The sequence below is a fragment of the Mesorhizobium sp. NZP2298 genome (assembly GCF_013170825.1).
Lineage (GTDB): Bacteria > Pseudomonadota > Alphaproteobacteria > Rhizobiales > Rhizobiaceae > Mesorhizobium.
The window spans coordinates 3542636-3564300 of record NZ_CP033365.1; the positions used below are offsets into that span (position 1 = coordinate 3542636).

Here is a 21665-nt window from a genome sequence, read left to right on the forward strand (position 1 = left end):
GTCACCTTGGCACGCATGACGCTCAGCCCGCCGCGCATTTGCAGCCGGACCGAGCGCTGCCTTTCGGCTCGTGGCCCAAGCTTGACAGGCGAGGCGGGCGGGAGAAAGTTGTGTACCGGGCAGGAGCGCAATGCCGGGTTGCCCATGGCCGCGCGAGGCGCGCAACAGTCGAAGGAGTATCATCTTGGCTGTCACCATCACCTCCCTTGTTCTCTTTCTTCTCGGTCTGGCGCTTGGCGCTGGCGGCATCTGGTTGGCCTCGCTGGGCGGCAGCTGGTACTACATCATATCAGGTCTCGCGTTCCTGATCACCGCCTGGCTGTTCTACCGGCGCCGCTCCACCGCGCTGTGGCTCTACGCGGCGATCGTGCTCGGCACTCTGGCCTGGGCGGTCTGGGAAACCGGCTTCGACTGGTGGGAACTCGGCCCGCGCGGCGGCATCATCGTGCTGGTGGCGCTATGGCTGCTGACGCCGTGGGCGCGGCGGGGCCTTGCCGGTCCTGATGGGCGCGCGCCGCTGATCCTGGCCGTGCTGGCCTCGCTGGCGGTGGCCGGCTATTCGATGACCACGGACCCGAAGGACATCGCCGGCGCGCTCGACACCGACAAGGTGACCCCAAACGCCAATCTGGGCAACGATGTGCCGGCCGGCGAATGGCACTTCTACGGGCGCACGCAATTCGGCCAGCGCTATTCGCCGCTTGACCAGATCACGCCCGACAATGTCGCCAATCTGCAGCCGGCCTGGACCTATCGCACCGGCGACGTGAAGGGGCCGGACGATGTCGGCGAGACCACCTATCAGGTGACGCCGCTCAAGGTCGGCGACACGCTCTACATCTGCACGCCGCACAATTTCGCCATCGCGGTCGACGCCGCGACCGGCAAGGAAAAATGGCGCTACGACCCCAAGATCAAGCTCGACAAGGACCGCCAGCACCAGACCTGCCGCGGCGTGTCCTACTATGCCGGTGCCGCTGGCGCCGCCGGCCAGCCCTGCGCGACCCGCGTCTACCTGCCGACCTCGGATGCCCGGCTGATCGCGCTCGATGCCGCCAACGGCCAGGTCTGTCCCGCCTTCGCCGAGGCCGGCACGCTCAACCTCCTGACCAACATGCCATACCCGAAATCGGGCTACTACTATTCGACCTCGGCGCCGCTGATTGCCGGCGGCAAGATCATCGTCGGCGGCGCGGTCAACGACAATTATTCGACGCAGGAGCCGTCGGGCGTTATCCGCGCCTATGATGCGGGCACAGGCAAGCTGCTGTGGAACTGGGATTCAGGCAATCCGGACGAGACGACGCCGCTGCCGGCCGGCCAGACCTACACCGCCAACTCGCCCAACATGTGGTCGACGCCGAGCGCCGACGAGAAGCTTGGCCTGCTTTACGTGCCGCTCGGCAACCAGACGCCGGACCAGCTCGGCGCCGGACGCAGCGCCAATGTCGAGAAGTTCTCCTCCTCGATCACCGCGCTCGATCTCAATACCGGGCAGTTGAAATGGGTGCGGCAGACCGTGCACCACGACCTCTGGGACATGGACGTGCCGGCGCAGCCGAGCCTGATCGACATCACCAAGGCCGACGGCACGATCGTGCCCGCGCTGGTCGGGCCGACCAAGCAGGGCGACCTCTATGTGCTCGACCGGCGCACCGGCGAGCCGGTGATCGCGGTCAAGGAAGTGCCGGCGCCCGGCGGCGCCATCGAGGGCGACCATGCGTCGCCGACGCAGCCTTCGTCCGATCTCTCCTTCAACCCGAAGCCGCTGACCGAAGCCGACATGTGGGGCATCACCATGTTCGACCAGCTGGCTTGCCGAATCGAATTTCAGGGCCTGCGTTACGAAGGCCGCTATACGCCGCCTTCCGTACAGGGCTCGCTGATCTATCCCGGCAATTTCGGCACCTTCAACTGGGGCGGCGTCGCGGTCGATCCGGTTCGGCAGGTAATGTTCGGCATGCCGACCTATCTGGCGTTCAAGTCGCGACTCATCCCGCGCGACCAGGTGCCGCCACCGGATGGAGGGCGCGGCAGCGAACAGGGCTTGAACCGCAATGAGGGCGCACCCTATGCGGTGGTGATGGGACCGTTCCTGTCGCCGCTCGGCATTCCCTGCCAGGCGCCGCCCTGGGGATATGTCGCCGGCGTCGATCTGAGAACCGGCACAATCGCCTACAAGCACCGCAACGGCACCGTCTATGACATGACGCCGCTGCCGTTGCCGCTGAAGGTCGGGGTGCCCGGCATTGGTGGGCCGATGATCACAGCCGGTGGTGTCGCTTTCCTGGGGGCCGCGGTCGACGATTATCTGCGCGCCTACGACCTGACGTCGGGCAAGCAACTCTGGCGGGCGCGGCTGCCGGCCGGCGGGCAATCGACGCCGATGACCTATACGGTCGCCGACGGACGCCAGTTCGTGGTCATCGTTGCCGGCGGCCACGGCTCGGTCGGCACCAAGCCGGGGGATTATGTGATGGCTTACGCGCTGCCCAAGTAGACGGGGTTGCCTGGAGGCAAGCTCGGCGAATTGACGGTCAGCCGAGTCCGAGATGGCTCTTCAGGCTGGGCACCGAGCCCAGCACCTGGTTGGTCAGATCGGGGCCGGCAGCGGTTTCGGCCTGCTGGACCAGTGTGGCGCCAGCCTTCTGGATCTGCGCCAGATCGAGGCCGGATGCCTTGAGGGCGGCGAGGCCGTTGACCAGCGCGCCCGCTTTCTCGCCGAGAACGCCGCCAAGCGCGCCTTGCAGCGAGGACAGGAAGCCGCCACCGCCGCCGGCGGGGGCGGCGGCCATGACGTCATATTTCTGCGCCAGTGCATCGGCGCCCGGAATCTTGGCGAAGAAGGATGAGGCGCTGGTGCCTTCCGCCTCGTGCTCGAGCACCGAGAAGATGGTGCCGACGACCTTTTCCGTCGTTGCCTGGTCAAGGCCGGCCTTCTGCGAAACGGTGTTCACGATATCCTGTACGTCCATGACTTCACCTCAACCTTGGGTTTTCGTGTTTGCCGGATGGCGCTGGCGGCCGCGGACCTTGACCATGGACTTCCGGCTCGCCGCTACAACGGCCGCGCGCATCGTCAGGATCGCGGCTGCGGCAACGATAAAGGCGGTTGCCAGGATCGGCGAGGGCATGGTCATCGGCGGCTTCCTTCAGCTCTGGCCTTTCAGGACCGTGGCCGCGCCATGGGGCGGCCGTATGGTCAGTTTCCCCTACTATTGTGGCAGCGCCATCAAGATTTGTCGCCGATGACCAAATTGTGATGATGCCAGATTGGGATGATGTTGCCGCGGCTCGCCGGGAGAGATGGGTGTCTCACCGGGCCGTGACTGGACGATACAAGGCTCGCCCCTATCTTGCGAACGGCAAGACATCGCATCGAGATAGCGAGATCGAGGAGTGCGCCGATGACCAAATCCACCGCCAGCGACAAACCCGCCGTCACCCAGGCGATGATCGACGCCTATGACGAATACACGCATCTGACGCTCGACCGCCGGCACTTCATGGAACAACTGACCAGGCTTGCCGGATCGGGTGCCGCGGCGGTCGCGATCGTGCCGATGCTGGCGGCGAACTCCGCCCAGGCGGCAATCGTTGCCGACAACGATCCACGGGTGAAAGGCGAGGAGATCAGCTATCCCGGCAACGGGGGCGATATGAAGGGCTATCTGGTCAAACCGGCAAACCAGGCCGGCAAACTCGGCACCGTCATCGTCATCCATGAAAACAGGGGGCTCAACCCGCATATACGCGACGTGGCCCGGCGCGTGGCGCTGGAGGGGTTCGTGGCGCTGGCGCCGGACTTCCTGTCGCCGCTTGGCGGCACGCCCGCCGATGAGGACAAGGCGCGTGACATGTTCGCGAAGCTCGACCCGGCGCAGACGGTCGCCAATGGCGTGGCGACCGTCGCTCTCCTGAAGGACGACAAGGACGGCAATGGCAAGGTCGGCGCCATCGGCTTCTGCTGGGGCGGCGGCACGGCCAACATGCTGGCCGTCAATGCGCCGGATCTCGCGGCGAGCGTGGCCTATTACGGTATGCAGCCGAAGGCCGCCGATGTTTCGAAGATCAGGGCCGCACTGATGCTGCACTATGCCGGCCTCGACGATCGCACCAATGCCGGCATCGACGCCTTCCAGAAGGAGCTCGATGCCGCGCATGTCGAATACACGGTCTATGTCTATGAAGGCGCCAACCATGCCTTCAACAACGATACCTCGGCTGCGCGTTACGACAAGAAGGCGGCCGATCTCGCCTGGGGCAGGACGATCGCCTTCCTGAAACAGAAGCTGACGTAGGACGTCAGGCCGCTGGCGCCCAGACCGCCGCGAAGGCCGGCGACAGGGTGAAGCCGGCTGGACGTGTCGAAACCGGAGGCGGGCGGCGCACGCCCTCCTGCAGGTACCGCAACGCCGACGTCAGCCCGTTCATCGTATAGGGCTTGGCGATGACACCGATCGCACCGGCGAAATGCTCGGGAATGCGCTTCGGATTGGCGGTCATGAACACCACCATCGAGTTCTTCTTCTCGCCGATATATTCGGCCACCTCGACACCAGTCGGGCCATCGGTGAGATGGATGTCGACAAAGGCGATGTCGGCATCCGTGGACTCGACCATGCTTTTTGCTTGCGCCGAGGACGTCGCCCAGCCGACGACGCTATGGCCGGCTTCCTCGACAAGGCTTTCCAGCTCCATCGCCAACAGCGCTTCATCCTCGACGATCAGGACCTTGAGTGGTTCAGTCATGAGAGAGTCCCTTTTTGCTGCGGTTCGTTTGGCATCGAGATCACGACCGTGGTGCCGGGGCCGGCGTCACGCCATTCGATATCGGCGTGCAGCTGGCGGGCGAGCGATTTGATCAGCCGCATGCCGAAAGAGGCATCGCCATTGGCTTCGGCCATCCCGACGCCATCGTCCGAGATCTCAATGTTGAAATGGCCGTCGGGCTGGCTCATCTTGACGCCGATGCGCCCTGCGGTGGTCCCGTCCGGCGCCTCCTTGAAGGCATGCTTCAAGGCATTGGTGACGAGTTCATTGACCATCAGCGCGACAGGCGTCGCCTTCTCTGCCGAAATCACAATGGGTTCGAGCTCAAGGTTCGACTTGATCCCGGATCGCCCCGACGCCGTCAGAAGATCCGTCACCAGGTCCTTGGCGAAATCCGAAACGTCGAACCGGCTGACATCCTTCGACTGGTAGAGCCGGCGATGCACGGTGCTGAGCGCCTCGATGCGCTCCAGCATGGTGGTCAACGAATGCCTGGTCGCTTCATCCTTTATGGTCCGGCGCTGCATGATGATGAGCGATGAGATCATCTGCAGATTGTTTTTCACCCGATGATCGACCTCGTGCAGCAGGGTAGTCTGTGCCTCCAGTGCTGCTTCCAGTTCGGCGGTGCGTTCCTTCACCGCTTTCTCGAAGCGATCCTTGTCGGCCGTGATGCGATGCTCCGAGCGCTTGCGGTCCGAGACGTCGAGTTGCGAGGCGAAAAAGAACTGCACTTCGCCTTTGTCGTTGGAGACAGGGCTGATGTAGAGCGCGTTCCAAAAGGTCGAACCATCCTTGCGATAGTTCAGGATGTCGACGCTGACGTCGGCGTTGTCTTCGATCGCCCTGCGGATTTGCCCGACGGCGGCCTTGTCGGTTTTCGGCCCCTGCAGGAAGCGGCAGTTCTTGCCCAGCACCTCCTGTCGCTCATAGCCGGTCAGGCGCAGGAAGGCGTCATTGGCAAAGACGATCGGATTATCAGGCCGTCGAGGATCAGTGATGATCATCGACATGCGGGTGGCGCGGATGGCCGCCGCGAACGGGTCGCCCTTGCCGTGCTCGACATGAAGGTCATCCGTCATGTGCCAAGCGTCGGCTGGCTCCCTGGTCCGTTTCCAGTCCATGGTGTCACTCCAAGCCGTTTTCTTAGGGGACAACGGCTCAAGGGCGAAATTGGTTCAATATTGAGCGTCTTGTCGCAGTCCGGCGAGATCGGGAACCGACTCGGCAGTTCTACAAGCAATTGAAGATAAAGGCTTTCCTGGCAGCTAGCTGCTGGATGCAGGCTTGTGGAAGGCGACACCGGCAACCACCAGTGCGATGCCGAGGCAATCGATAAAGCTCGGAATCTGGCGCAGCACGATGACGCCGATCAGCGTTGCCGTGACCGGCAGCAGCGACAGCATTAGGGCGAAACTCGAGCGCGGCAACCGCGACATGGCAAGCTGGTCGCAGATGTAGGGAATGACCGAGGAGCAGATGCCGACGCCGATGGCGGCGACCAGCAGCGGTGGTGAGAAAAAGGCGGGTAGTGCATCCGCGAAGCCGATCGGCAGCACGACGATGAAGGCGACCGCCATGGCGGCGCCGAGGCCCGCAATGCCGTCGCCGGCGCCGGAACGGGCGACGCGGTGGCCGAGCACGATGTAGCCGACAAACAGCGCGCCGTTGAGGAAGGCCCAGAACAGGCCGACGAGATCATCGGACCATCTGACGTCGATGAGCAGCAAGGTGCCGATGACGGCGACGGCGAGGGCAGCTAGGTTGCGGGCGCTCCTGAGGCCGACGAGCGCGACGCCGATGGTGCCGACAAATTCGATCGCCGCCACCAGCGAGATCGGCAGGCGGTCGAGTGCCAGGTAGAACGAGCAATTCATCACCGCCAGGCACACGCCGAAAGCCATCAGCAGCAGGCGCGTTGCGGGATCGGCGCGAGCGAAGCTTCGCCACGGGCGCGTCAGCGGCGCGAAGATCAGCGCCGCGGTGGAGATGCGCAGCCATGCCATGCCGAGCACGCCGACATGCGGGAACAGCAGCACCGCGAAGGCCGGGCCGAGATAGTGGAAGATTGCGCTGACGCCGAACCAGACATGCGGCGGCAACCTTGCCGCCAGGGTGTCGAGCACGGGGCCGTTGAGGGCCGGGCCGGCAGCGGGCGCTTGCGTCTGATCGTCCATCGGATCAGTATCGCAGGCAGTTTTTCTATTTTATATGATGAATGGCCGATTTATCCGGCAATTTCATTCCTGAAAGAAAGGGCTTTTCGTTGAAACGCCTTGGAACTGAAAGTCCCGATCTCGACGCGGCGGATATGAAAATCCTGCGCCTGCTGGAAAAGGATGCGCGCACCAGCACGGCGGAGCTTGCGCGCTCGGTCGGCCTGTCGGCACCGAGTGTCGCCGAGCGCATCAAGCGGCTGCAGGAGAATGGCGTCATCGAAGCCTATTGCGTCCGGATCAATCCCGCCGCGCTTGGCCTGACGCTGTCGGCGTGGCTGCGCATCCGGCCAGTGCCGGGACAATTGTCGGTCGTCGCCGATATCATCCGCGAGTTGCCGGAGATCGCGCAATGCGACCGGGTGACTGGCGAGGATTGCTTCATCGCGCTCGCTCATGTCGGGTCGGTGGCCGAGCTCGAACGGGTGATCGACCGCATCATCCCCTATGCGATGACGAATACGGCCATCATCCAGTCATCGCCGGTGGTGGCCCGCTCGCCGCTGGCGGCAATCAGGCGATCGCCATGAAACGGCACGACTTAATGAAACGGCACGACTTAATTGGTCGCCCCGATTTTTCTCAGGCCGACTCGCGGACGCTATGCGTGGCCGCGCTTCAAGCGGGCGCGCTTCAAAATGCTGCGCCAGCGGATCATGTCGAACGGGATCGGCTCATTGTTGTTGGCGATATGGAAGATCTCGTTGTCGACGTTCTTGAGCGAACGCCAGAAATCATAGTCCGATATGCGCGGATCAGCGGCCAGCCTGTCCACCTCGACCTTGATGTCGGTTTTCATGCACGTCCCTCGAACCGGCTTCGCCCCGCCGCTCGTAAACAACTCTATGCGGATGGTTTTCGACCGCTCCGCTGAGTCGTTCAACGGCTCAATTGGCTTCTTCCCGTTAAAACCTCGGTAAGGTTAACGCCGGTCCAAACCCGCTTCAAGCACCGCTGCCGGTGGATATTGGGGGCTCTGTGATTTTGAGTTCAGGGTGTGGCTTTGAAGTCAGACCCAATGCCTCGGCGTGCCGAATCCGGATGGATATCGGCTTCGCCCTATTTGCGTTTGATGCCGATGGCGCGGCCGGCGCGCTCCGGCATGGGCAGCACCGAATGGGCGGCGCGGATGGCCTCGATCCTGGCCAGCACATCGGCGGGGAAGGGCGCGACCTTTGGCCCAGCCATGTCGACATGCAACGACAGCGTCTCGGACGTGGCGGCGAGCCAGCCGTCGACATGGCGGATTTCCTGGTAGGACCTGAGCCGCTTCGCGTCATGGTCGATGAGCTGGAAGGAGACCGTGACCTTGTGGTCGAGATGCAATTCCTGGACGTAGCAGACATGGATTTCGGCGGTGTAGATGGTGAGGCGCCGTTGCTTCACATAGTCCAGTCCCACGCCCATCGCCTCGAAGGCCTCATCCGAGCAGCGGTCGAACAGGACGTTATAATAGGCCATGTTGAGATGGCCGTTGTAATCGATCCAGTCCTTCTCGATGTCCATGGGCCTGGAGATGAAGGGGGCGGGGATGGACATTGAAACTTCCTTGTTCTGGTGCTGGACAGAGCGTGGCTGCGGGGTCTTTTTTGTTCTGACGCAATTCCCTAGGGAAAGCGCCATGCGGTTTCCCAGGAAAAGCGCTTCACACTTTTCCTGGAATTGCTTTAGGCATCCATAGCTGCAAAACAAGCGTGGGCGCTGGTCCATTCGCGGAGGAATTCATGGCTCTGAGCGACCTCAATCCGGTCGAACGCAATGAGGAAGGCATCGCGGCGGTGCTCGGCATCCTCAAGCAACAGTTGGGCGAGCGCTTCCAGACCGGCCAGGCCATCCGCTCGCAGCACGCGCACACCACCACCTATATCCCGACGCAGGCGCCCGATGGCGTCGCTTTCCCGGAGACGACGGCCGAGGTGCAGGAGATCGTGCGCGCCTGCGCGGCGCACCGCGTGCCGGTCATCGCCTTCGGTGTCGGCTCGTCGCTGGAAGGCCATACCAACGCGCCGGGCGGCGGCATCTCGGTCGACACGTCGCGCATGAACCGCATTCTTTCGGTCAACCCGCAGGATCTCGACTGCACGGTCGAGCCTGGCGTGACACGTGAGGATCTGAACCGGCATCTGCGCGACACCGGCCTGTTCTTTCCGATCGATCCGGGCGCCAATGCCTCGCTTGGCGGCATGGCGGCGACGCGGGCTTCCGGTACCAATGCGGTGCGCTACGGCACGATGCGCGAGAACGTGCTGTCGCTGACGGCCGTCATGGCCGATGGCGAGACGGTGACGACCGGCAAGCGGGCCAAAAAGAGCTCGGCCGGCTACGATTTGACCAGGCTTATGGTCGGCTCGGAAGGCACGCTCGGCATCATCACCGCACTGACGTTGAAGCTGCAAGGCATTCCACAGGCAATCTCCGGCGGCGTATGTCCGTTCCCGAGTGTCGAAGCGGCCTGCAACGCCGTCATCGCGACGATCCAGATGGGCATTCCGGTGGCGCGCATCGAACTGGTCAACGCGCTGCAGATGCGGGCGATGAAGAATTATTCCAAACTCGATTATCCCGAGAGCCCGTGCCTGTTCGTGGAGTTCCACGGCAGCGATGCCGGCGTTGCCGAACAGGCCGAGACTTTCGGCATGATCGCCGAGGAAAATGGTGGCGGCCCGTTCCTGTGGACAAGCGTCGCCGAGGAGCGCACCAAACTTTGGAAGGCCAGGCACGACGCCTATTGGTCGTCGCTGACGCTGCGGCCGGGCGCCAAGGGCCTGTCGACCGATGTCTGCGTGCCCATCTCGCGCTTTGCCGAGTGTGTCACCGAAACCGAGGCCGATATCGCCGAGATGGGCCTGATCGCGCCGATCGTCGGCCATGCCGGCGACGGCAATTTCCACGTGCTGGTGCTGATGGATGTGAACGACCCGAACGAGATAGCGCTGTCGGAAAAGTTCGTCGCGCGGCTCAATTTGCGGGCGATCGCCATGGATGGCACCTGCACCGGCGAGCACGGCATTGGCCAGGGCAAGATCGGCTTCCTGCGCCGCGAACTCGGCCACGGCGTCGACATCATGCGCACCATCAAGCAGGCGCTCGACCCGCAAAACATCATGAATCCCGGCAAGATCCTGCCCGATGTGGGGTAGGGCTTCACGAAAAGGCTCGTCTTGACCGCGCCACCATTCGGGTCGAGGCTCCCGAGGCGGCGAGCCTGAAAGAACAGGCACGCCAGCCGAGGAGGACTGTGATGGCCATTTCACGCAAGGAAGAAGCGCGCGCGCTGAGCGCCGATGAAAAGGAACTGGTGGAAAAGTCGCACCATCCGGCGGTGCAGGACCTTTCCGACGCCGACCTTTCCGGTCTGGTCAAGCTGCTGCGGGACCGGCGCGACAAGGCGCAGGCCGAGGCGCACCGCCGCCGGCGCGAGATCCGTGGCAAGGGCGCGCCGAAAGGGGCTGCCGCTTCAAAGGCCGATGGTGGCTCGCAGGTGAAGTTGGCCGTGCTGGCCATGGCCATGCGGCGGCTGAATGGCGAGGCCGAACGGCGGCGCCAACTGGCGGCCCGCGTTTCCCTGGTCGGGAACGCCAGCAAGGCGTTGGCCTTGAAGCAAGGTGCGCCATCGGACGGTCCGTCTCACAATTCACGGACGGCTCACAAGGGCATGCGCTCCGTGGCCAATAAGCGGGCGTCGAATCTGGTCCGGCCGGCGGAACTCGGCCGGCAGCGCAAGGCAGGCAAGGTGGCGCAAGCCAAGCGCGACGCACGCTGAGGTCCCGCGGACAATGGCTGTCGGCCCGCCGCTTTACCGTCCAGCGGGAAGCTGCTCCTGCGCGTTCTGGACAAGGGTCTGCAGCATGGGACGGGTCGGCGCGAAGAATGTCGTGCCGGTCTGCGGTGTCGAGACGTCGAGCAGCCGGTCGTAAGCCCCCGGCGGGTCGCCGACATACATGCGCTGCAGCATTTTCTCGGTGACCCAGAGGTACCTGCTGTAGCCGATGAAGTAGGTGCCGAACTCGTTCTGCCCGGGCCGGCCGAACGGCATGTTGTCGCGCAATATGTCGTACTCGTTGCCGTCGGCATCCTCGATCGTGGCCAGGGACTTGTGCGATTTGCGCGGCGCGTCGTCATCATCGATCTCGATGTTGTCGATCTTGGTGCGGCCGATGATCGCCTCCTGCTCGGGCGTTGGAATGCGCGCCCAGGCCTGCATATCGTGCAGATATTTCTGGACGACGACATAGCTGCCGCCGGCAAAGTCGCCATCTTCGTCGCCCACGAGCGCCGAGGCGGGCAGGTCGAGGCCGGTCGGGTTGGCGGTGCCGTCGACGAAGCCGAGCAGGTCGCGAGCGTCGAAGTAGCGAAAGCCGGTCACCTCGTCGACGACGGTCACATCGGGACCAAGCCTGTCGAGCAGGATACGCTCGAGCTCGAAGCACATGTCGGGCCGCTCGGCCCGGATGTGGAAGAGGAGGTCTCCCGGTGTCGAGGGCGCCGAATGGACCGCTCCCTTGATCGGCGCGAACGGTTTCAGTTCCAGCGGCCGCCGGCCGGGGCTGAGCCGGTCCCAGAGATCGCGGCCGATGCCGGCAATGCACGACAGATGGCCGCCCAGGTCGCGGAACCCGACAGTCTTGACCAGGTCGTCAAGCTCACCGAGCACGGAACAAACCTTGGCCAGGGCCGGCTGTTCCGCGGCGACCGTGACAACGAGGAAAATCGCCGATTGCGAAAGCGGAGCATCGACGCTCTGCGCATCGATCGGCACACGGTCCCAGTTCTTACTCGACATCCGAAAATCTCCGCTTTTCCCGGATTTGTTTCAGATCGTCCGGGATGACGCAATACTGGATGAATTGCCTCTTTATCGACACGCGGATGCGGGTAGAGTGCGGCAGAATTTCAATCAACCTGTTCGGAGCTGATGCTCGCACGCCTGTTCGTGATCTTCGGTGGCTTGTTCGTGCTGGTGCTGTGCGCGGCGCTGGTGGGACCGTATTTTGTCGACTGGACCAGCTACCGCGCCCAGTTCGAGCGCGAGGCAAGCGCGATCCTCGGCCGCAAGGTGACCGTGCAGGGCGACGCCACGGCCAGGCTTTTGCCGTTCCCCTCGGTGACCTTCTCCAACGTTGCCGTCGCCGGTGGCCCCAACGGCCAGCCGGCCATGACCGTCGAGACGTTTTCGATGGACGCGGAACTGGCGCCCTTCCTGCGCGGCGAGGTGCTGATCTTCGACATGCGGCTGGTGCACCCGAAGGCGACCATCGATATCGCCAATGACGGCACGGTCGACTGGGCGATACGGCCGTCCTCGCCCTTCGATCTCAACCAGATCTCGATCGAGAAGCTGACGGTGACGGAGGGGCAGATCGAACTGCGCCATGCCGCGGGCGGACGCAGCCATGTCTTGTCCGAAATCAACTCGACCATCTCGGCCAAGTCGCTGGCCGGCCCATGGCGCATGGATGGCACGTTGCGGCTGGACGGGTTGCGCACCACAGTCGCGGCGTCGACCGGCAAGGCCGAAGGCAATGGCCAGATGCGGCTTCGCCTGAAGGCCGATCCCGATGCCTATCCGCTGGTCATCGAGACCGACGGCAATGCCGGCATCGTCAACGGCGCCGCCGTCTATTCCGGCCAGTTCAAGATTTCGAGTGCTGACAAGAATGGCGCCGACAAGAACAGCGCCCAACTGCGCGGCAACGATGGCGAGACCGTGAAGGTCAGCGCCGGCAAGCCCGATCCGGGCTTCCGGCTGAACGGCAAGTTTTCGCTCGACCACCAGAAGCTCGGCGTCGATGAATTCCGCTTCGAGACCGGACCGTTGGACAATCCCTATACAGCCGACGGCAAGGCCTCGGTCGATCTCGGCCAGAAGCCGAGCTTCGCCATCGAGGCCAATGGCGCGCAGGTGCAGTTCGACGAGGCGGTCGGTGCCGAGGCCGGCGCCGGCCTGACGCTCGACCAGCGCATTGCCGGGCTGGAGCAGGCGCTGCTCGGGCTGCCGAAGCCGACCATACCCGGCACCGTCGAGGTGAAGCTGCCGGCGGTGGTGGCCGGCGATACGACGGTGCGCGATGTCCATCTTTCCGCCGAGCCGGTCGAAGGGGGCTGGTCGGTGAAATCGCTGGCCGCGACCTTGCCCGGCCGCACCACGCTGGAAGCCAATGGCATGCTGAGCGTCGGGGACCATTTCGGCTTCACCGGCTCGCTGCTGCTGGCAGTGGCGCAGCCGTCCGGTTTTGCCGCCTGGCTGTCGAAGGATGTCGACGAGGCGATCCGCCGTCTGCCCGCCGCCGGCTTCAAGGCCAAGGTCGATCTCTCCGAGAAGCGCCAGGCCTTCAGCGACCTCGAACTGATCCTGGGCAAGGCGAAGTTTTCCGGACGCATCGATTCCAGCCAGCCTGACGAAGCCAGGCCATCGGTGCTGATGCGGCTTGAAGGCGGCGAGCTTGACGTGGATGGGCTGGCGGCCTTTGCCTCGATCTTCGTCAGCGACAAGGGGGCCAACCGCTTTGCCGACCGCGATCTCGATTTCCAGATCAAGGCAGGGCCGGTCAGTGCCGGAGGGTTGACCGCCGACACGGTCGACACCGCGCTCAGGCTGCGCGACGGTTTGCTTGAAGTCGACCGGCTGTCGGTCGGCGGGCTGGCGGGCGCCTCGATCAGCGCCACGGGCCGGATCAAGGATTTCCCGGCAAGCCCGACCGGCAAGCTCGACGCTTCCGTCGTTGCTGTCGACCTCAAGCCGCTGATCGACGTTGCCGCGCAGCATTATCCCAATAATGCGGTGCTGAAGGGGCTGGCGAGCCGTGCGTCGGCCTATCCGGACCTGTTCCAGGATGCGCGTGTCGACCTTGTGGCGAGCGCCGCCGACAATGGCGACGGCACGACGGGATTGGCTGTAAGCGGGCAGGGTAATGCCGGAGGCTCGGCCTTTTCGGCTTCGCTGTCGGGGAAGGGCGCGCTGGACAGACTGCTTGAGGCACCGGTGACGCTGACCTTCAACGCCAAGAACCCGGACGCCACGGCACTGCTGGCGCTTTACGGACTGCCGGCGCTGCCGCTTGGCATGCTGGGCGAGGCACACACCGACATCCAGGCCAAAGGCACGCTTGGCGGCGGGCTGGCGACGACTTTCAGCCTTGTCGGCAATGACTTCAAGGCCGGCTTCGAAGGGATGATCGCCGATACGCCGCAAGGGCCCACCGCCAAAGGCAGGATCGACCTCGATGCCGCAGACATCGAACCCTGGCTGATGACGACAGGCATTGGCCTGCCGGGCATGGGAGCGGGCATGTCGACGTCGCTCTCGGCCCAAGGCGACTACGGCAACGGGCTGCTGGTGCTGGACAGTGTCAGCGGCGCCATCAACGAAGCGGCGGTCTCAGGCGACGTCAATATCGACACCAAGGACGGCATTCCGCATCTGGCCGGCGCGCTGGCGCTCGATGAGCTCGATCTCGATCCGATGGCCGTGGCGCTGTTCGGCGATTCCGCTTTCCTTGTTGACAAGAAAAACGGGGCCGACAAGAGCGCGAGTGACAAGGGGGGCGCTTGGCCGTCCTCGCCCTTCAGCCAGAAATCCAGCCTGCCGTTCACCGCCGACCTCGACCTGACGACATCAGCCCTTGCCGCCGGACCGTTCGCCACCGCCTATGACGCCGCCTTTTCGCTCAAGCTCGACAAGGAAGGCATCCGTGTTTCGGACCTCAAGGCGAAGCTTCTTGGTGGTGCGTTGACCGGCCTGTTCGAGCTGAAGAACAATGAAGGCACCGGGCTCTTCACCGGCCAGATGAAACTGGCGGGTGCCGATCTGGCGAACGTGTTGCCGGATGCCGGCATTGGCGGCATCGGCGATTTCTCGACGACGCTGTCGACCAGCGGCAAGTCGGTCGATGCGATGATCGCCGCTCTGTCCGGCTCCGGTACGGCGACGCTGAGGGGCTTGCAGGTCGCCGGCGTCAACCCCGATGCGTTCAGCGCCTTCCTGGCCAAGGCGGACGCGATCGGGCGCGACATCGACGTGGCCAAGACCGCCGGCTTCGCGCCCGGGATCGCGGCCGATGGCAGTTTCGCCGCCAAGGATGCCGACATCGCCTTCACGATTGCCGGCGGTACGCTGCGGGCGCCGCCGATCAGCCTTGAAAACCCGGCGGCGACCCTGTCCGCCGACATCACGGCGGATCTCAACACCAGCACGGTCTCCGCCAAGGGCGCGATCACCTATCGGCCAGGAGACGAGGCGCTGGTCGGTTCGGAGCCGGTCGTCAATTTCACCGCCGAAGGGCCTTTCGGCGCCATCACGCGGCAGTTCGACAGCGAGCCGCTGGCGCAGTTCCTGACCCAGCGCGCGCTGGAGAAAGAGCAGCAGCGCGTCGAGGCGATGCAGGCGGCGCTGCTCGAAAAGCAGAGGCTGCGGCGCGAGGTGCGCTATTACGCGGCACTGCAGGACGCACGCGACAAGGCCGCCGAAGAGCTGCGCCAGCGGGAGGAAGCGGCGCGGCTGAAAGCCGAGGCGGACGCCAAGGCGAAAGCGGAGGCTGAAGCCCGGGCCCAGGCTGAAGCGGAGGCTAAGGCGAAGGCCGACGAAGAGGCGAAAGCCCAGGCCGATGCCAAGGCAAAGGCCGATGCCGATGCGAAGGCCGCGGCCGAGCAGCAGGCCGCCGACGAAGCCGCCAAGGCGCAAGCCGAGCAGGAGCGGCAGAAGGCGGAAGAGGCGCTGCGCATCGCTTCGCAAGAAAAGGCCAGGCTCGAGGCCGAACGCAAGGCCGCGGAACAGGCACCCAGGGTCGAGCGTGCGCCGCTGCCCGAGGCCAACGACAATCCACCGCCGGCCAAGCCGAAGTCCAATCCGTTCACGATCGACAATCTGCTGAAGTCGTTGCAGTAGGGCAGTAGGGCGGCCTTCCCAGGTGCTCTCCTGAAGGACAATTCCCTCAAAGGATGGACAGTTCGGCGCCGTCGGCGACGTAGCGGGCGTGGCGGAAATCGCGGATGGCGGCAAGCCTGCCATCCTGCCAGGCCAGCAGGATGAAATAGGCGGGGCGGGCCGCTGGGTCGTTGGGATCGCGGACGAGGATTGCCGGCCTGTTTTCAACGAAGCCGGGCACGAGACGCCAATCCTGGACTCGGGAATAATTGTGGAAGTAGGTGGCCACTTCCTTGCGGCCGTTGAGCCGTGTCCTGGCCACCAGTTCCAGCCGCACTTCTTGCGCCAGCATGTCGCGCACCGCATCGAAATCGCGGGCATTGAAGCGATCGATGTAGGCATCGAGCAGCAGTCGTTCAGCGGCGCCCAGACTGGGAAGAGGGCGGTCGTCCGGTTCGTCGGCAATCCGGCGCAGCCGGTCGCGGCCGCGATGAAGCGCCGCCTTGACCGCGGGGATGCTGGTGTCGAGCGTCGCGCTGATCTCCTGCAGGGAATAGCCCAGGACGTCCATCATGATGACGCTGCTTCGCTGCGCGACGGGAAGCCGCATGAAGGTATGCAGCCCGGCTGCCGCGGCCTGACGATCGATGGTGGGGTTTACCGGGTCGACGATCATGTCCGGGTCCTCATCGGCGGAGGTCTTTTCGCGGGAGCGCCGGCGCAGGAAGTCGAGCGCCGTATTGTGCGCGATGCGAAACAGCCAGCCCTCCGGATTGGCGATCGGGCCGGCGCCGGGCAACGCCTCGAATGCCTTGGCCAGCGCCTCCTGCAGCACGTCCTCGCCGTCGATGACCGAACCCGTCATGCGGGCACAATAGCGGTGCAGCTTGGGGCGCAATTCCCCAGACAGGCGTTCAAAGAGCCGATGCTGCTCGCCGGGAATGGGAATGTTCATAAGCCTCCCGTTCGATGACGTCGTCTGTCCCGGTCACTCATCCAGCATCCGATAGCTGCCCACCACGGTCATCTCGTCGCGTTGCGGACGTTCGCTGCAGCGATCCCTGATGCCGTTTTGAAAGGCCTCGAATGCGGCCAGTCCGGTGATGATTTCGGCATGGGCATCGGTTTCCGTCTCGACCAGATGGACGAATGTCCCGTCGGGGGACCGCAAGGTCATGTAGCGAACGCCGTCCGGTGATTTGTCGCGTAGCTCCTTGAAAACGGCCTTGATCAGCCGCTCGTTCTCGTCAGCCCGTTCGGGTTTGGTCTTGTAGCGTATCAGATGGCGTTTCATCGCGGGTCTTCCTCTCGATTGCCTAGCGCCCTTTGAAACCTTCATCCCCTAGACGTTGCGGCGAGGTCAAAGGATTCGGGCGCCGCAAAAAATGACAATGCCATCCGGCGCAAGACGCCTGGGCGTCACTCCCGGCCCTGGTCGAGCAGGCGCCGCAGCATGGGCTCGATGCGAGAAAGCTCGTCGAGATGCGCCGCCGACAGTTCGGCCAGGCAATCGTCGGCGCGCTCGGTCAATCGCAGCAGCACACGGCGATGGTCATCCTTGTCCTGATCCCGCGCGACCAGGCCCGCCTCGCTGAGGCGATTGACCAGTTCGACCGCGCTGTGGTGGCGGATGCGCAGGCGTTCCGCCAGGTCGCCGACCGTCACCTGTCCGCCCCCCGGAAATCCCTTGATCGCCAGCAGGGCCTGGTGCTGGCGCGGCGTCAGGCCCGCGTCTTCCGCCTGCAGCTGGCTGAATTCGAGGAAGCGGCGGATCAGGTAGCGGAACTCGGACAGCCGCTGGTAGTCGGCCTGTTTGATGGCGGGGCGAGATTTTCCGGGCTGTGTCATTCCAGACATTTGTTCCATTCCGGCAAAAGGCTCAAACGGTTTTGATGCAAACCGGCTTGAATTTATATCGTGTTACGATACATAGCGAACCGACAAAGCCGGCTGGCGTCTTCGCCCGTGCCGCATATCCGAGATCCGGCCGCCACCAGAAAGCCAGCCATGAAGCCCCATCATTCCGAAAACGGTCACTTGCGCGATTTCACCACCGACGCGCGAGTCTTGACCATTGCCACCATTGCCGTGGTGGTCGCCACGGCGGGGCTGTTCGCCGGCATCGTGCTTTTGAAACTGATCCGGCTCGCCACCAACATCGCCTATTTCGGCCAGTTCACGCTCGACGACCTGAAGTTGCAGGACACGCCGCTCGGTTACGCCGCGGTGGTGGTGCCGGTGATAGGCGCACTGATCATCGGCCTGATGGCGCGCTATGGCAGCGAGAAGATCCGTGGCCACGGCATTCCCGAGGCCATCGAGGCGATCCTGCTCGGGCGCTCGAAGCTCGATGCCAAGGTTGCGATCCTGAAGCCGCTGTCGTCGGCGATTTCGATCGGCTCCGGCGGCCCCTTCGGCGCCGAGGGTCCGATCATCATGACCGGCGGCGCGATCGGCTCGCTGATCGCGCAGATGCTGCCGGTCAGCGACAATGAGCGCAAGACGCTGCTGGTGGCGGGGGCGGCGGCGGGCATGACCACGGTGTTCGGCACGCCGATCGCCGCGATCATGCTGGCGGTGGAACTGCTTCTGTTCGAATGGACTCCGCGCAGCTTCATTCCGGTGGCGGTGGCGGCCATCGTGGCCGAGGTCGAGCGCACCGTGCTGCATTTGCCCGGGCCGATCTTTCCGTTCCAGGGCGGCATGGCGGTGTCGTTCACCGGGCTCGGCGGCTGGGTTCTGGTCGGCATCTGCGCCGGCCTGTTGTCGGGACTGCTCACCCAGATGGTCTATGCCTGCGAGGACGCCTTCCAGAAATTGCCGATCCACTGGATGTGGTGGCCGATGATCGGCGGCCTGGTGGTCGGCGTCGGCGGCTTGATCGAACCACGGGCACTCGGCGTCGGCTACGACAACATCGCCGACATGCTGGATGGCCGCACGATCGCCGCCGCGGCACTTCTCCTGCTTGTGGTCAAGGCGATCATCTGGTCGGTGGCGCTTGGCTCGGGAACATCCGGCGGCGTGCTGGCGCCACTGCTGATCATGGGTGGCGCAATGGGCGCGGTGCTTGCCGGGATTCTGCCCGCGGCGGATCCGGGCTTCTGGGCTCTGCTGGCCATGGCCGCCACTATGGGCGGCACGATGCGCGCGCCGCTGACAGCTACTTTCTTCGCCGTCGAGTTGACCGGCAACACGCATGTGCTGGTGCCGCTGATCGCGGCCTGTGCGGCGGCGCATGCCGTGACGGTGCTCCTGATGAAGCGTTCGATCCTGACCGAGAAGATCGCCAGGCGAGGGCACCACCTGGTGCGCGAATATCGTGTCGATCCGTTCGCGCTGACCAGGGTGCGCGAGGTTATGACGTCGCAGGTCGAGAGCGTGCCGGCGACGATGACGCTGCATGGCGCGGCGGCCTTCCTGACCGCGCCGGAAACACGCCATCCGAGTTTTCCCGTAGTCGATGAGAACGGGCAGGTGCTCGGCCTCATCGATCCGCCGGCGATCCTGCGCTGGCGCCGTGCCGGCACGCACAGGACGGCGACGCTCGGCGAGCTGCTCGCCGGAAGCAAGGTGACGCTCGCTTTTCCCGACGAATATCTGGAAGGTCTGTCCGACAAGCTGTTGATGGCCAATGTGTCGCATCTGCCGGTCGTCTCGCGCGAGGACGCAAAGCTGGTTGGCTATGTCGGCTGGAAGGATCTGATGCGCGTGCGGTCCAGAAAACAGGCCGAGGAGCGTGATCGTTCGACCTTGCTTGGCTTCGGCACCAGGAGCGGGAAAAAGACGGACCCGGTCGAGAACGCCTAGATCGGTTCCCCGTTTCATGGAAACGGTGAACCGATCCAACCGATCCAACTCTTTGTTTTGACGCTATTCCTGTGGGAAAACCGCTTCACGCTTTTCCTGGAATTGGTCTAGTTCAGGTGTCCGTTCCACGCTTGGCCCATTGCAGCACGTGCAGCCTCAGCGCCGAGGACAGGTTGGTATCGCGGGGCCGGGTCTCGTCGACTTCGGCCACGAGCGCGGCGAGCGTCAGCTTTCTCTGCGCCGCGATCGCGACGAGATCGTCGTAGAAGGGTTTTTCAAGGGAATAGCTGGTGCGATGGCCGCGGATGGTCACCGAGCGCTTTTCGACGACGCTCACGGCCGAACGCTCATTGCTCGTCCTTGCCGGACGGCTCGAGGCGATGGCCTTCGACAAATCTTTCTGCCTTGTCGGTGACCAGCCGATCGCGTTGCTTGTCCGCCTTGGAACGGCCGTGCAGGGCCCGGTTCTGTTCGGCGATGCGCAGCTTCTCGTCCCGCGCCCTCTGCTTGCGAGCCTGGCGGAGATTGACGATGTCGGCCATGGCGGGAGCCCGGGAGCCTATTTCTTGCGGAAGGCGTCGAGCGAAACCACTTCGGCGCCCTTGGTGCCGGCTTCAGCCGCGGCGGGCTTCTTCTCCGCTTCGGCGGCGGCTTTCTTCTCGGCCTTCGGCTTCTTCTCGGAGACGATGGTCAGCGGCTCGGGGGCGGGGGCGGCCGGCTCCTCATCGGGCTGGGTGTCGGTTTTGACGTCGAACTCGAGCTCGAAATTGACCGAGGGATCATAGAAGCCGCGCACGGCCGAGAACGGAATTTCCAGTTTCTCGGGCACGTCGGAGAAGGACAGGCCAACCTCGAAGCCGGTGTCGGTCACCTTCAGGTCCCAATACTGGAACTGGATTACGATGGTCATCTGCTCTGGATAGCGCTCGCGCAGCCGCGACGACACGCGCACGCCGGGCGCGCCGGTCAGGAAGGTGATGAAGAAGTGGTGGTTGCCGGGAAGGCCGGTGCGTGCGACCTCGGCCAGGACCTTGCGCATGACGCCGCGCAACGCCTCCTGGGCCAGAATGTCGTAGCGGATGTGGTCGTCGGCCATGTGGTGGTCGGGTTCCGTTGAATCGTCCGCATAGCTGTAATCAAGCTTGAGCGCGGCGTAAACCGCATATAGATCACCGCCGCGTCGAAGCGAGGACTATTGCAAACGATTTGATCGGCAAGCCGGCTTCATGGCAACCGCAAATGTTATGCGTTAGCCAGCGTAGCGTGCTTTTTCACGCTGGCCGCCGTGGGGCGCTTGCCGAAAGCGCGCAGGAAGGTGCGCACGCCGTTTGTCGCCGATTGCACCACCTCATCCTCGCGCGGCGTGCCGCCGAGCATGAAGGTGGTCTGCAGTTCGGCATTGACCAGGCCGAGGAACTGGCGCGCCGCGACGTCGGGATCATCGATTGCGAGGTAGCCGCCATAGGCGAGGCGGGCGAAGCGGGCGGCGATTGCCGGCCATGTCCTGCCCGGGCCTTGCTCGCGCCATTCGGCAAACAATTCGGGATAGCGCTCACCTTCGGTCTGGATCAGCTTGCGCAGGAATTTTCCGTCGCGGTTGCAGATGCAGTTCTGGTTCAGGCGCACGGCAAAGCCGATCAGGTCGGCTTCGAGATCCCCTGGCTGGTCGGGAAAGGTGGCTATGGTGGCGAAGATGCCGACATTGCAGCGCTCGGTGAGGTCGCGCACCACGGCCATGAAGAGCTTTTCCTTGTCGCCATGGTGGTTGTAGACGGTCTGGCGCGAGACGCCCGCCTTGGCGGCGATCAGGTCGATATTGGCGCCGGCGAAGCCCTCGCGGCAGAACACGCCAGCGGCAGCGTCGACAATCGATACGCGCTTGGCCTCGTGGCCGCGTGGCGGGAAAGTGTCAGGAGAAACGCCCGGTCTCATGAAAATCTATATAGAGGCGATTGACCATTTAGACAAGAGTGTCTAAATTTGTGGACAGGATACAAAGAGAT

22 protein-coding genes are annotated in these 21665 nt (G+C 64.0%); 7 read left to right on the plus strand and 15 right to left on the minus strand.

The window, feature by feature from the left end; translation table 11 throughout:
* Positions 1 to 184 precede the first annotated feature (184 nt).
* On the plus strand, positions 185 to 2500 hold the full coding sequence (locus EB231_RS17115; protein WP_281411445.1) for a glucose/quinate/shikimate family membrane-bound PQQ-dependent dehydrogenase: 2316 nt from the start codon (positions 185 to 187) through the stop codon (positions 2498 to 2500).
* 37 nt (positions 2501 to 2537) lie between these two features.
* Here EB231_RS17115 and EB231_RS17120 read toward each other — a convergent pair whose 3' ends face one another.
* Both EB231_RS17120 and EB231_RS17125 read right to left on the minus strand, forming a co-directional pair.
* Complete coding sequence (locus EB231_RS17120) at positions 2538 to 2975, minus strand: hypothetical protein (RefSeq protein WP_172349838.1); 438 nt, start codon at positions 2973 to 2975, stop codon at positions 2538 to 2540.
* A gap of 9 nt (positions 2976 to 2984) precedes the next feature.
* On the minus strand, positions 2985 to 3140 hold the full coding sequence (locus EB231_RS17125; protein WP_172349839.1) for a hypothetical protein: 156 nt from the start codon (positions 3138 to 3140) through the stop codon (positions 2985 to 2987).
* A gap of 267 nt (positions 3141 to 3407) precedes the next feature.
* Between EB231_RS17125 and EB231_RS17130 the strand changes: the two genes are divergently transcribed.
* Positions 3408 to 4301 carry a dienelactone hydrolase family protein gene (locus EB231_RS17130; protein WP_172349840.1) on the plus strand — a complete coding sequence of 298 codons (894 nt, stop codon included), beginning with the start codon at positions 3408 to 3410 and terminating at the stop codon, positions 4299 to 4301.
* Positions 4302 to 4305: 4 nt separating this feature from the next.
* Here EB231_RS17130 and EB231_RS17135 read toward each other — a convergent pair whose 3' ends face one another.
* The 3 genes from EB231_RS17135 to EB231_RS17145 all read right to left on the minus strand — a co-directional run bounded on the left by EB231_RS17135 (position 4306) and on the right by EB231_RS17145 (position 6950).
* Positions 4306 to 4752: a response regulator gene (locus tag EB231_RS17135; protein ID WP_172349841.1), complete on the minus strand. Its 447-nt coding sequence runs from the start codon at positions 4750 to 4752 to the stop codon at positions 4306 to 4308.
* Positions 4749 to 5897: a histidine kinase dimerization/phosphoacceptor domain -containing protein gene (locus EB231_RS17140; protein WP_281411446.1), complete on the minus strand. Its 1149-nt coding sequence runs from the start codon at positions 5895 to 5897 to the stop codon at positions 4749 to 4751. Before EB231_RS17140 ends, EB231_RS17135 begins: the two co-directional genes overlap by 4 nt.
* 144 nt (positions 5898 to 6041) lie before the next feature.
* Positions 6042 to 6950 carry an EamA family transporter gene (locus EB231_RS17145; protein ID WP_172349842.1) on the minus strand — a complete coding sequence of 303 codons (909 nt, stop codon included), beginning with the start codon at positions 6948 to 6950 and terminating at the stop codon, positions 6042 to 6044.
* A 41-nt stretch (positions 6951 to 6991) separates the two neighbouring features.
* On the opposite strand from EB231_RS17145, the gene EB231_RS17150 reads away from it, so the two are divergent.
* Positions 6992 to 7519, plus strand: coding sequence for an Lrp/AsnC family transcriptional regulator (locus EB231_RS17150; RefSeq protein WP_445299308.1), 528 nt, complete (start codon positions 6992 to 6994; stop codon positions 7517 to 7519).
* 71 nt (positions 7520 to 7590) lie between these two features.
* Here EB231_RS17150 and EB231_RS17155 read toward each other — a convergent pair whose 3' ends face one another.
* Both EB231_RS17155 and EB231_RS17160 read right to left on the minus strand, forming a co-directional pair.
* A complete protein-coding gene (locus EB231_RS17155; protein WP_015317249.1) occupies positions 7591 to 7788 on the minus strand; it encodes a hypothetical protein in 198 nt (65 codons plus the stop codon).
* A gap of 260 nt (positions 7789 to 8048) precedes the next feature.
* Positions 8049 to 8528, minus strand: a complete 480-nt coding sequence (locus EB231_RS17160; RefSeq protein WP_172349844.1) for a thioesterase family protein — start codon at positions 8526 to 8528, stop codon at positions 8049 to 8051.
* A 185-nt stretch (positions 8529 to 8713) separates the two neighbouring features.
* Here EB231_RS17160 and EB231_RS17165 point away from each other — a divergent pair, with 185 nt between their 5' ends.
* Both EB231_RS17165 and EB231_RS17170 read left to right on the plus strand, forming a co-directional pair.
* Positions 8714 to 10129, plus strand: a complete 1416-nt coding sequence (locus EB231_RS17165) for an FAD-binding oxidoreductase (RefSeq protein ID WP_172349845.1) — start codon at positions 8714 to 8716, stop codon at positions 10127 to 10129.
* A gap of 101 nt (positions 10130 to 10230) precedes the next feature.
* Positions 10231 to 10752 (plus strand): hypothetical protein, encoded by a 522-nt coding sequence (locus EB231_RS17170; protein WP_172349846.1) that lies wholly within the window; start codon positions 10231 to 10233, stop codon positions 10750 to 10752.
* Positions 10753 to 10785: 33 nt separating this feature from the next.
* On the opposite strand, the gene EB231_RS17175 is transcribed toward EB231_RS17170, so the two are convergent.
* Positions 10786 to 11772 carry a Dyp-type peroxidase gene (locus tag EB231_RS17175; RefSeq protein WP_172349847.1) on the minus strand — a complete coding sequence of 329 codons (987 nt, stop codon included), beginning with the start codon at positions 11770 to 11772 and terminating at the stop codon, positions 10786 to 10788.
* Positions 11773 to 11904: 132 nt separating this feature from the next.
* Between EB231_RS17175 and EB231_RS17180 the strand changes: the two genes are divergently transcribed.
* Entirely contained in the window at positions 11905 to 15873 is a 3969-nt protein-coding gene (locus EB231_RS17180) for an AsmA family protein (protein WP_172349848.1), read from the plus strand.
* Between the two features lie 46 nt (positions 15874 to 15919).
* Here EB231_RS17180 and EB231_RS17185 read toward each other — a convergent pair whose 3' ends face one another.
* The 3 genes from EB231_RS17185 to EB231_RS17195 all read right to left on the minus strand — a co-directional run bounded on the left by EB231_RS17185 (position 15920) and on the right by EB231_RS17195 (position 17709).
* Positions 15920 to 16807 (minus strand): sigma-70 family RNA polymerase sigma factor, encoded by an 888-nt coding sequence (locus EB231_RS17185; RefSeq protein WP_172349849.1) that lies wholly within the window; start codon positions 16805 to 16807, stop codon positions 15920 to 15922.
* A 33-nt stretch (positions 16808 to 16840) separates the two neighbouring features.
* Entirely contained in the window at positions 16841 to 17146 is a 306-nt protein-coding gene (locus tag EB231_RS17190; protein ID WP_172349850.1) for a hypothetical protein, read from the minus strand.
* Between the two features lie 125 nt (positions 17147 to 17271).
* A complete protein-coding gene (locus tag EB231_RS17195) occupies positions 17272 to 17709 on the minus strand; it encodes a MarR family winged helix-turn-helix transcriptional regulator (RefSeq protein ID WP_445299309.1) in 438 nt (145 codons plus the stop codon).
* A 150-nt stretch (positions 17710 to 17859) separates the two neighbouring features.
* Between EB231_RS17195 and EB231_RS17200 the strand changes: the two genes are divergently transcribed.
* Complete coding sequence (locus tag EB231_RS17200; RefSeq protein ID WP_172349852.1) at positions 17860 to 19662, plus strand: chloride channel protein; 1803 nt, start codon at positions 17860 to 17862, stop codon at positions 19660 to 19662.
* 112 nt (positions 19663 to 19774) lie between these two features.
* On the opposite strand, the gene EB231_RS17205 is transcribed toward EB231_RS17200, so the two are convergent.
* The 4 genes from EB231_RS17205 to EB231_RS17220 form a co-directional block, all read right to left on the minus strand.
* Positions 19775 to 19999, minus strand: coding sequence for a ribbon-helix-helix domain-containing protein (locus EB231_RS17205; protein WP_172349853.1), 225 nt, complete (start codon positions 19997 to 19999; stop codon positions 19775 to 19777).
* 10 nt (positions 20000 to 20009) lie between these two features.
* Positions 20010 to 20204, minus strand: coding sequence for a DUF4169 family protein (locus EB231_RS17210; RefSeq protein ID WP_172349854.1), 195 nt, complete (start codon positions 20202 to 20204; stop codon positions 20010 to 20012).
* A 17-nt stretch (positions 20205 to 20221) separates the two neighbouring features.
* Positions 20222 to 20758, minus strand: a complete 537-nt coding sequence (locus EB231_RS17215) for an SspB family protein (RefSeq protein WP_172349855.1) — start codon at positions 20756 to 20758, stop codon at positions 20222 to 20224.
* Positions 20759 to 20904: 146 nt separating this feature from the next.
* Complete coding sequence (locus tag EB231_RS17220; protein WP_172349856.1) at positions 20905 to 21594, minus strand: TetR/AcrR family transcriptional regulator; 690 nt, start codon at positions 21592 to 21594, stop codon at positions 20905 to 20907.
* Positions 21595 to 21665: the final 71 nt, after the last annotated feature.

Bases quoted from the DNA above. Each gene is read 5' to 3' on its own strand.
- EB231_RS17120 (WP_172349838.1), bottom strand. From the start codon at position 2,975: ATGGACGTACAGGATATCGTGAACACCGTTTCGCAGAAGGCCGGCCTT.
- EB231_RS17125 (WP_172349839.1), bottom strand. From the start codon at position 3,140: ATGACCATGCCCTCGCCGATCCTGGCAACCGCCTTTATCGTTGCCGCA.
- EB231_RS17130 (WP_172349840.1), top strand. From the start codon at position 3,408: ATGACCAAATCCACCGCCAGCGACAAACCCGCCGTCACCCAGGCGATG.
- EB231_RS17135 (WP_172349841.1), bottom strand. From the start codon at position 4,752: ATGACTGAACCACTCAAGGTCCTGATCGTCGAGGATGAAGCGCTGTTG.
- EB231_RS17140 (WP_281411446.1), bottom strand. From the start codon at position 5,897: ATGGACTGGAAACGGACCAGGGAGCCAGCCGACGCTTGGCACATGACG.
- EB231_RS17145 (WP_172349842.1), bottom strand. From the start codon at position 6,950: ATGGACGATCAGACGCAAGCGCCCGCTGCCGGCCCGGCCCTCAACGGC.
- EB231_RS17150 (WP_445299308.1), top strand. From the start codon at position 6,992: ATGGCCGATTTATCCGGCAATTTCATTCCTGAAAGAAAGGGCTTTTCG.
- EB231_RS17155 (WP_015317249.1), bottom strand. From the start codon at position 7,788: ATGAAAACCGACATCAAGGTCGAGGTGGACAGGCTGGCCGCTGATCCG.
- EB231_RS17160 (WP_172349844.1), bottom strand. From the start codon at position 8,528: ATGTCCATCCCCGCCCCCTTCATCTCCAGGCCCATGGACATCGAGAAG.
- EB231_RS17165 (WP_172349845.1), top strand. From the start codon at position 8,714: ATGGCTCTGAGCGACCTCAATCCGGTCGAACGCAATGAGGAAGGCATC.
- EB231_RS17170 (WP_172349846.1), top strand. From the start codon at position 10,231: ATGGCCATTTCACGCAAGGAAGAAGCGCGCGCGCTGAGCGCCGATGAA.
- EB231_RS17175 (WP_172349847.1), bottom strand. From the start codon at position 11,772: ATGTCGAGTAAGAACTGGGACCGTGTGCCGATCGATGCGCAGAGCGTC.
- EB231_RS17180 (WP_172349848.1), top strand. From the start codon at position 11,905: ATGCTCGCACGCCTGTTCGTGATCTTCGGTGGCTTGTTCGTGCTGGTG.
- EB231_RS17185 (WP_172349849.1), bottom strand. From the start codon at position 16,807: ATGAACATTCCCATTCCCGGCGAGCAGCATCGGCTCTTTGAACGCCTG.
- EB231_RS17190 (WP_172349850.1), bottom strand. From the start codon at position 17,146: ATGAAACGCCATCTGATACGCTACAAGACCAAACCCGAACGGGCTGAC.
- EB231_RS17195 (WP_445299309.1), bottom strand. From the start codon at position 17,709: ATGTCTGGAATGACACAGCCCGGAAAATCTCGCCCCGCCATCAAACAG.
- EB231_RS17200 (WP_172349852.1), top strand. From the start codon at position 17,860: ATGAAGCCCCATCATTCCGAAAACGGTCACTTGCGCGATTTCACCACC.
- EB231_RS17210 (WP_172349854.1), bottom strand. From the start codon at position 20,204: ATGGCCGACATCGTCAATCTCCGCCAGGCTCGCAAGCAGAGGGCGCGG.
- EB231_RS17215 (WP_172349855.1), bottom strand. From the start codon at position 20,758: ATGGCCGACGACCACATCCGCTACGACATTCTGGCCCAGGAGGCGTTG.
- EB231_RS17220 (WP_172349856.1), bottom strand. From the start codon at position 21,594: ATGAGACCGGGCGTTTCTCCTGACACTTTCCCGCCACGCGGCCACGAG.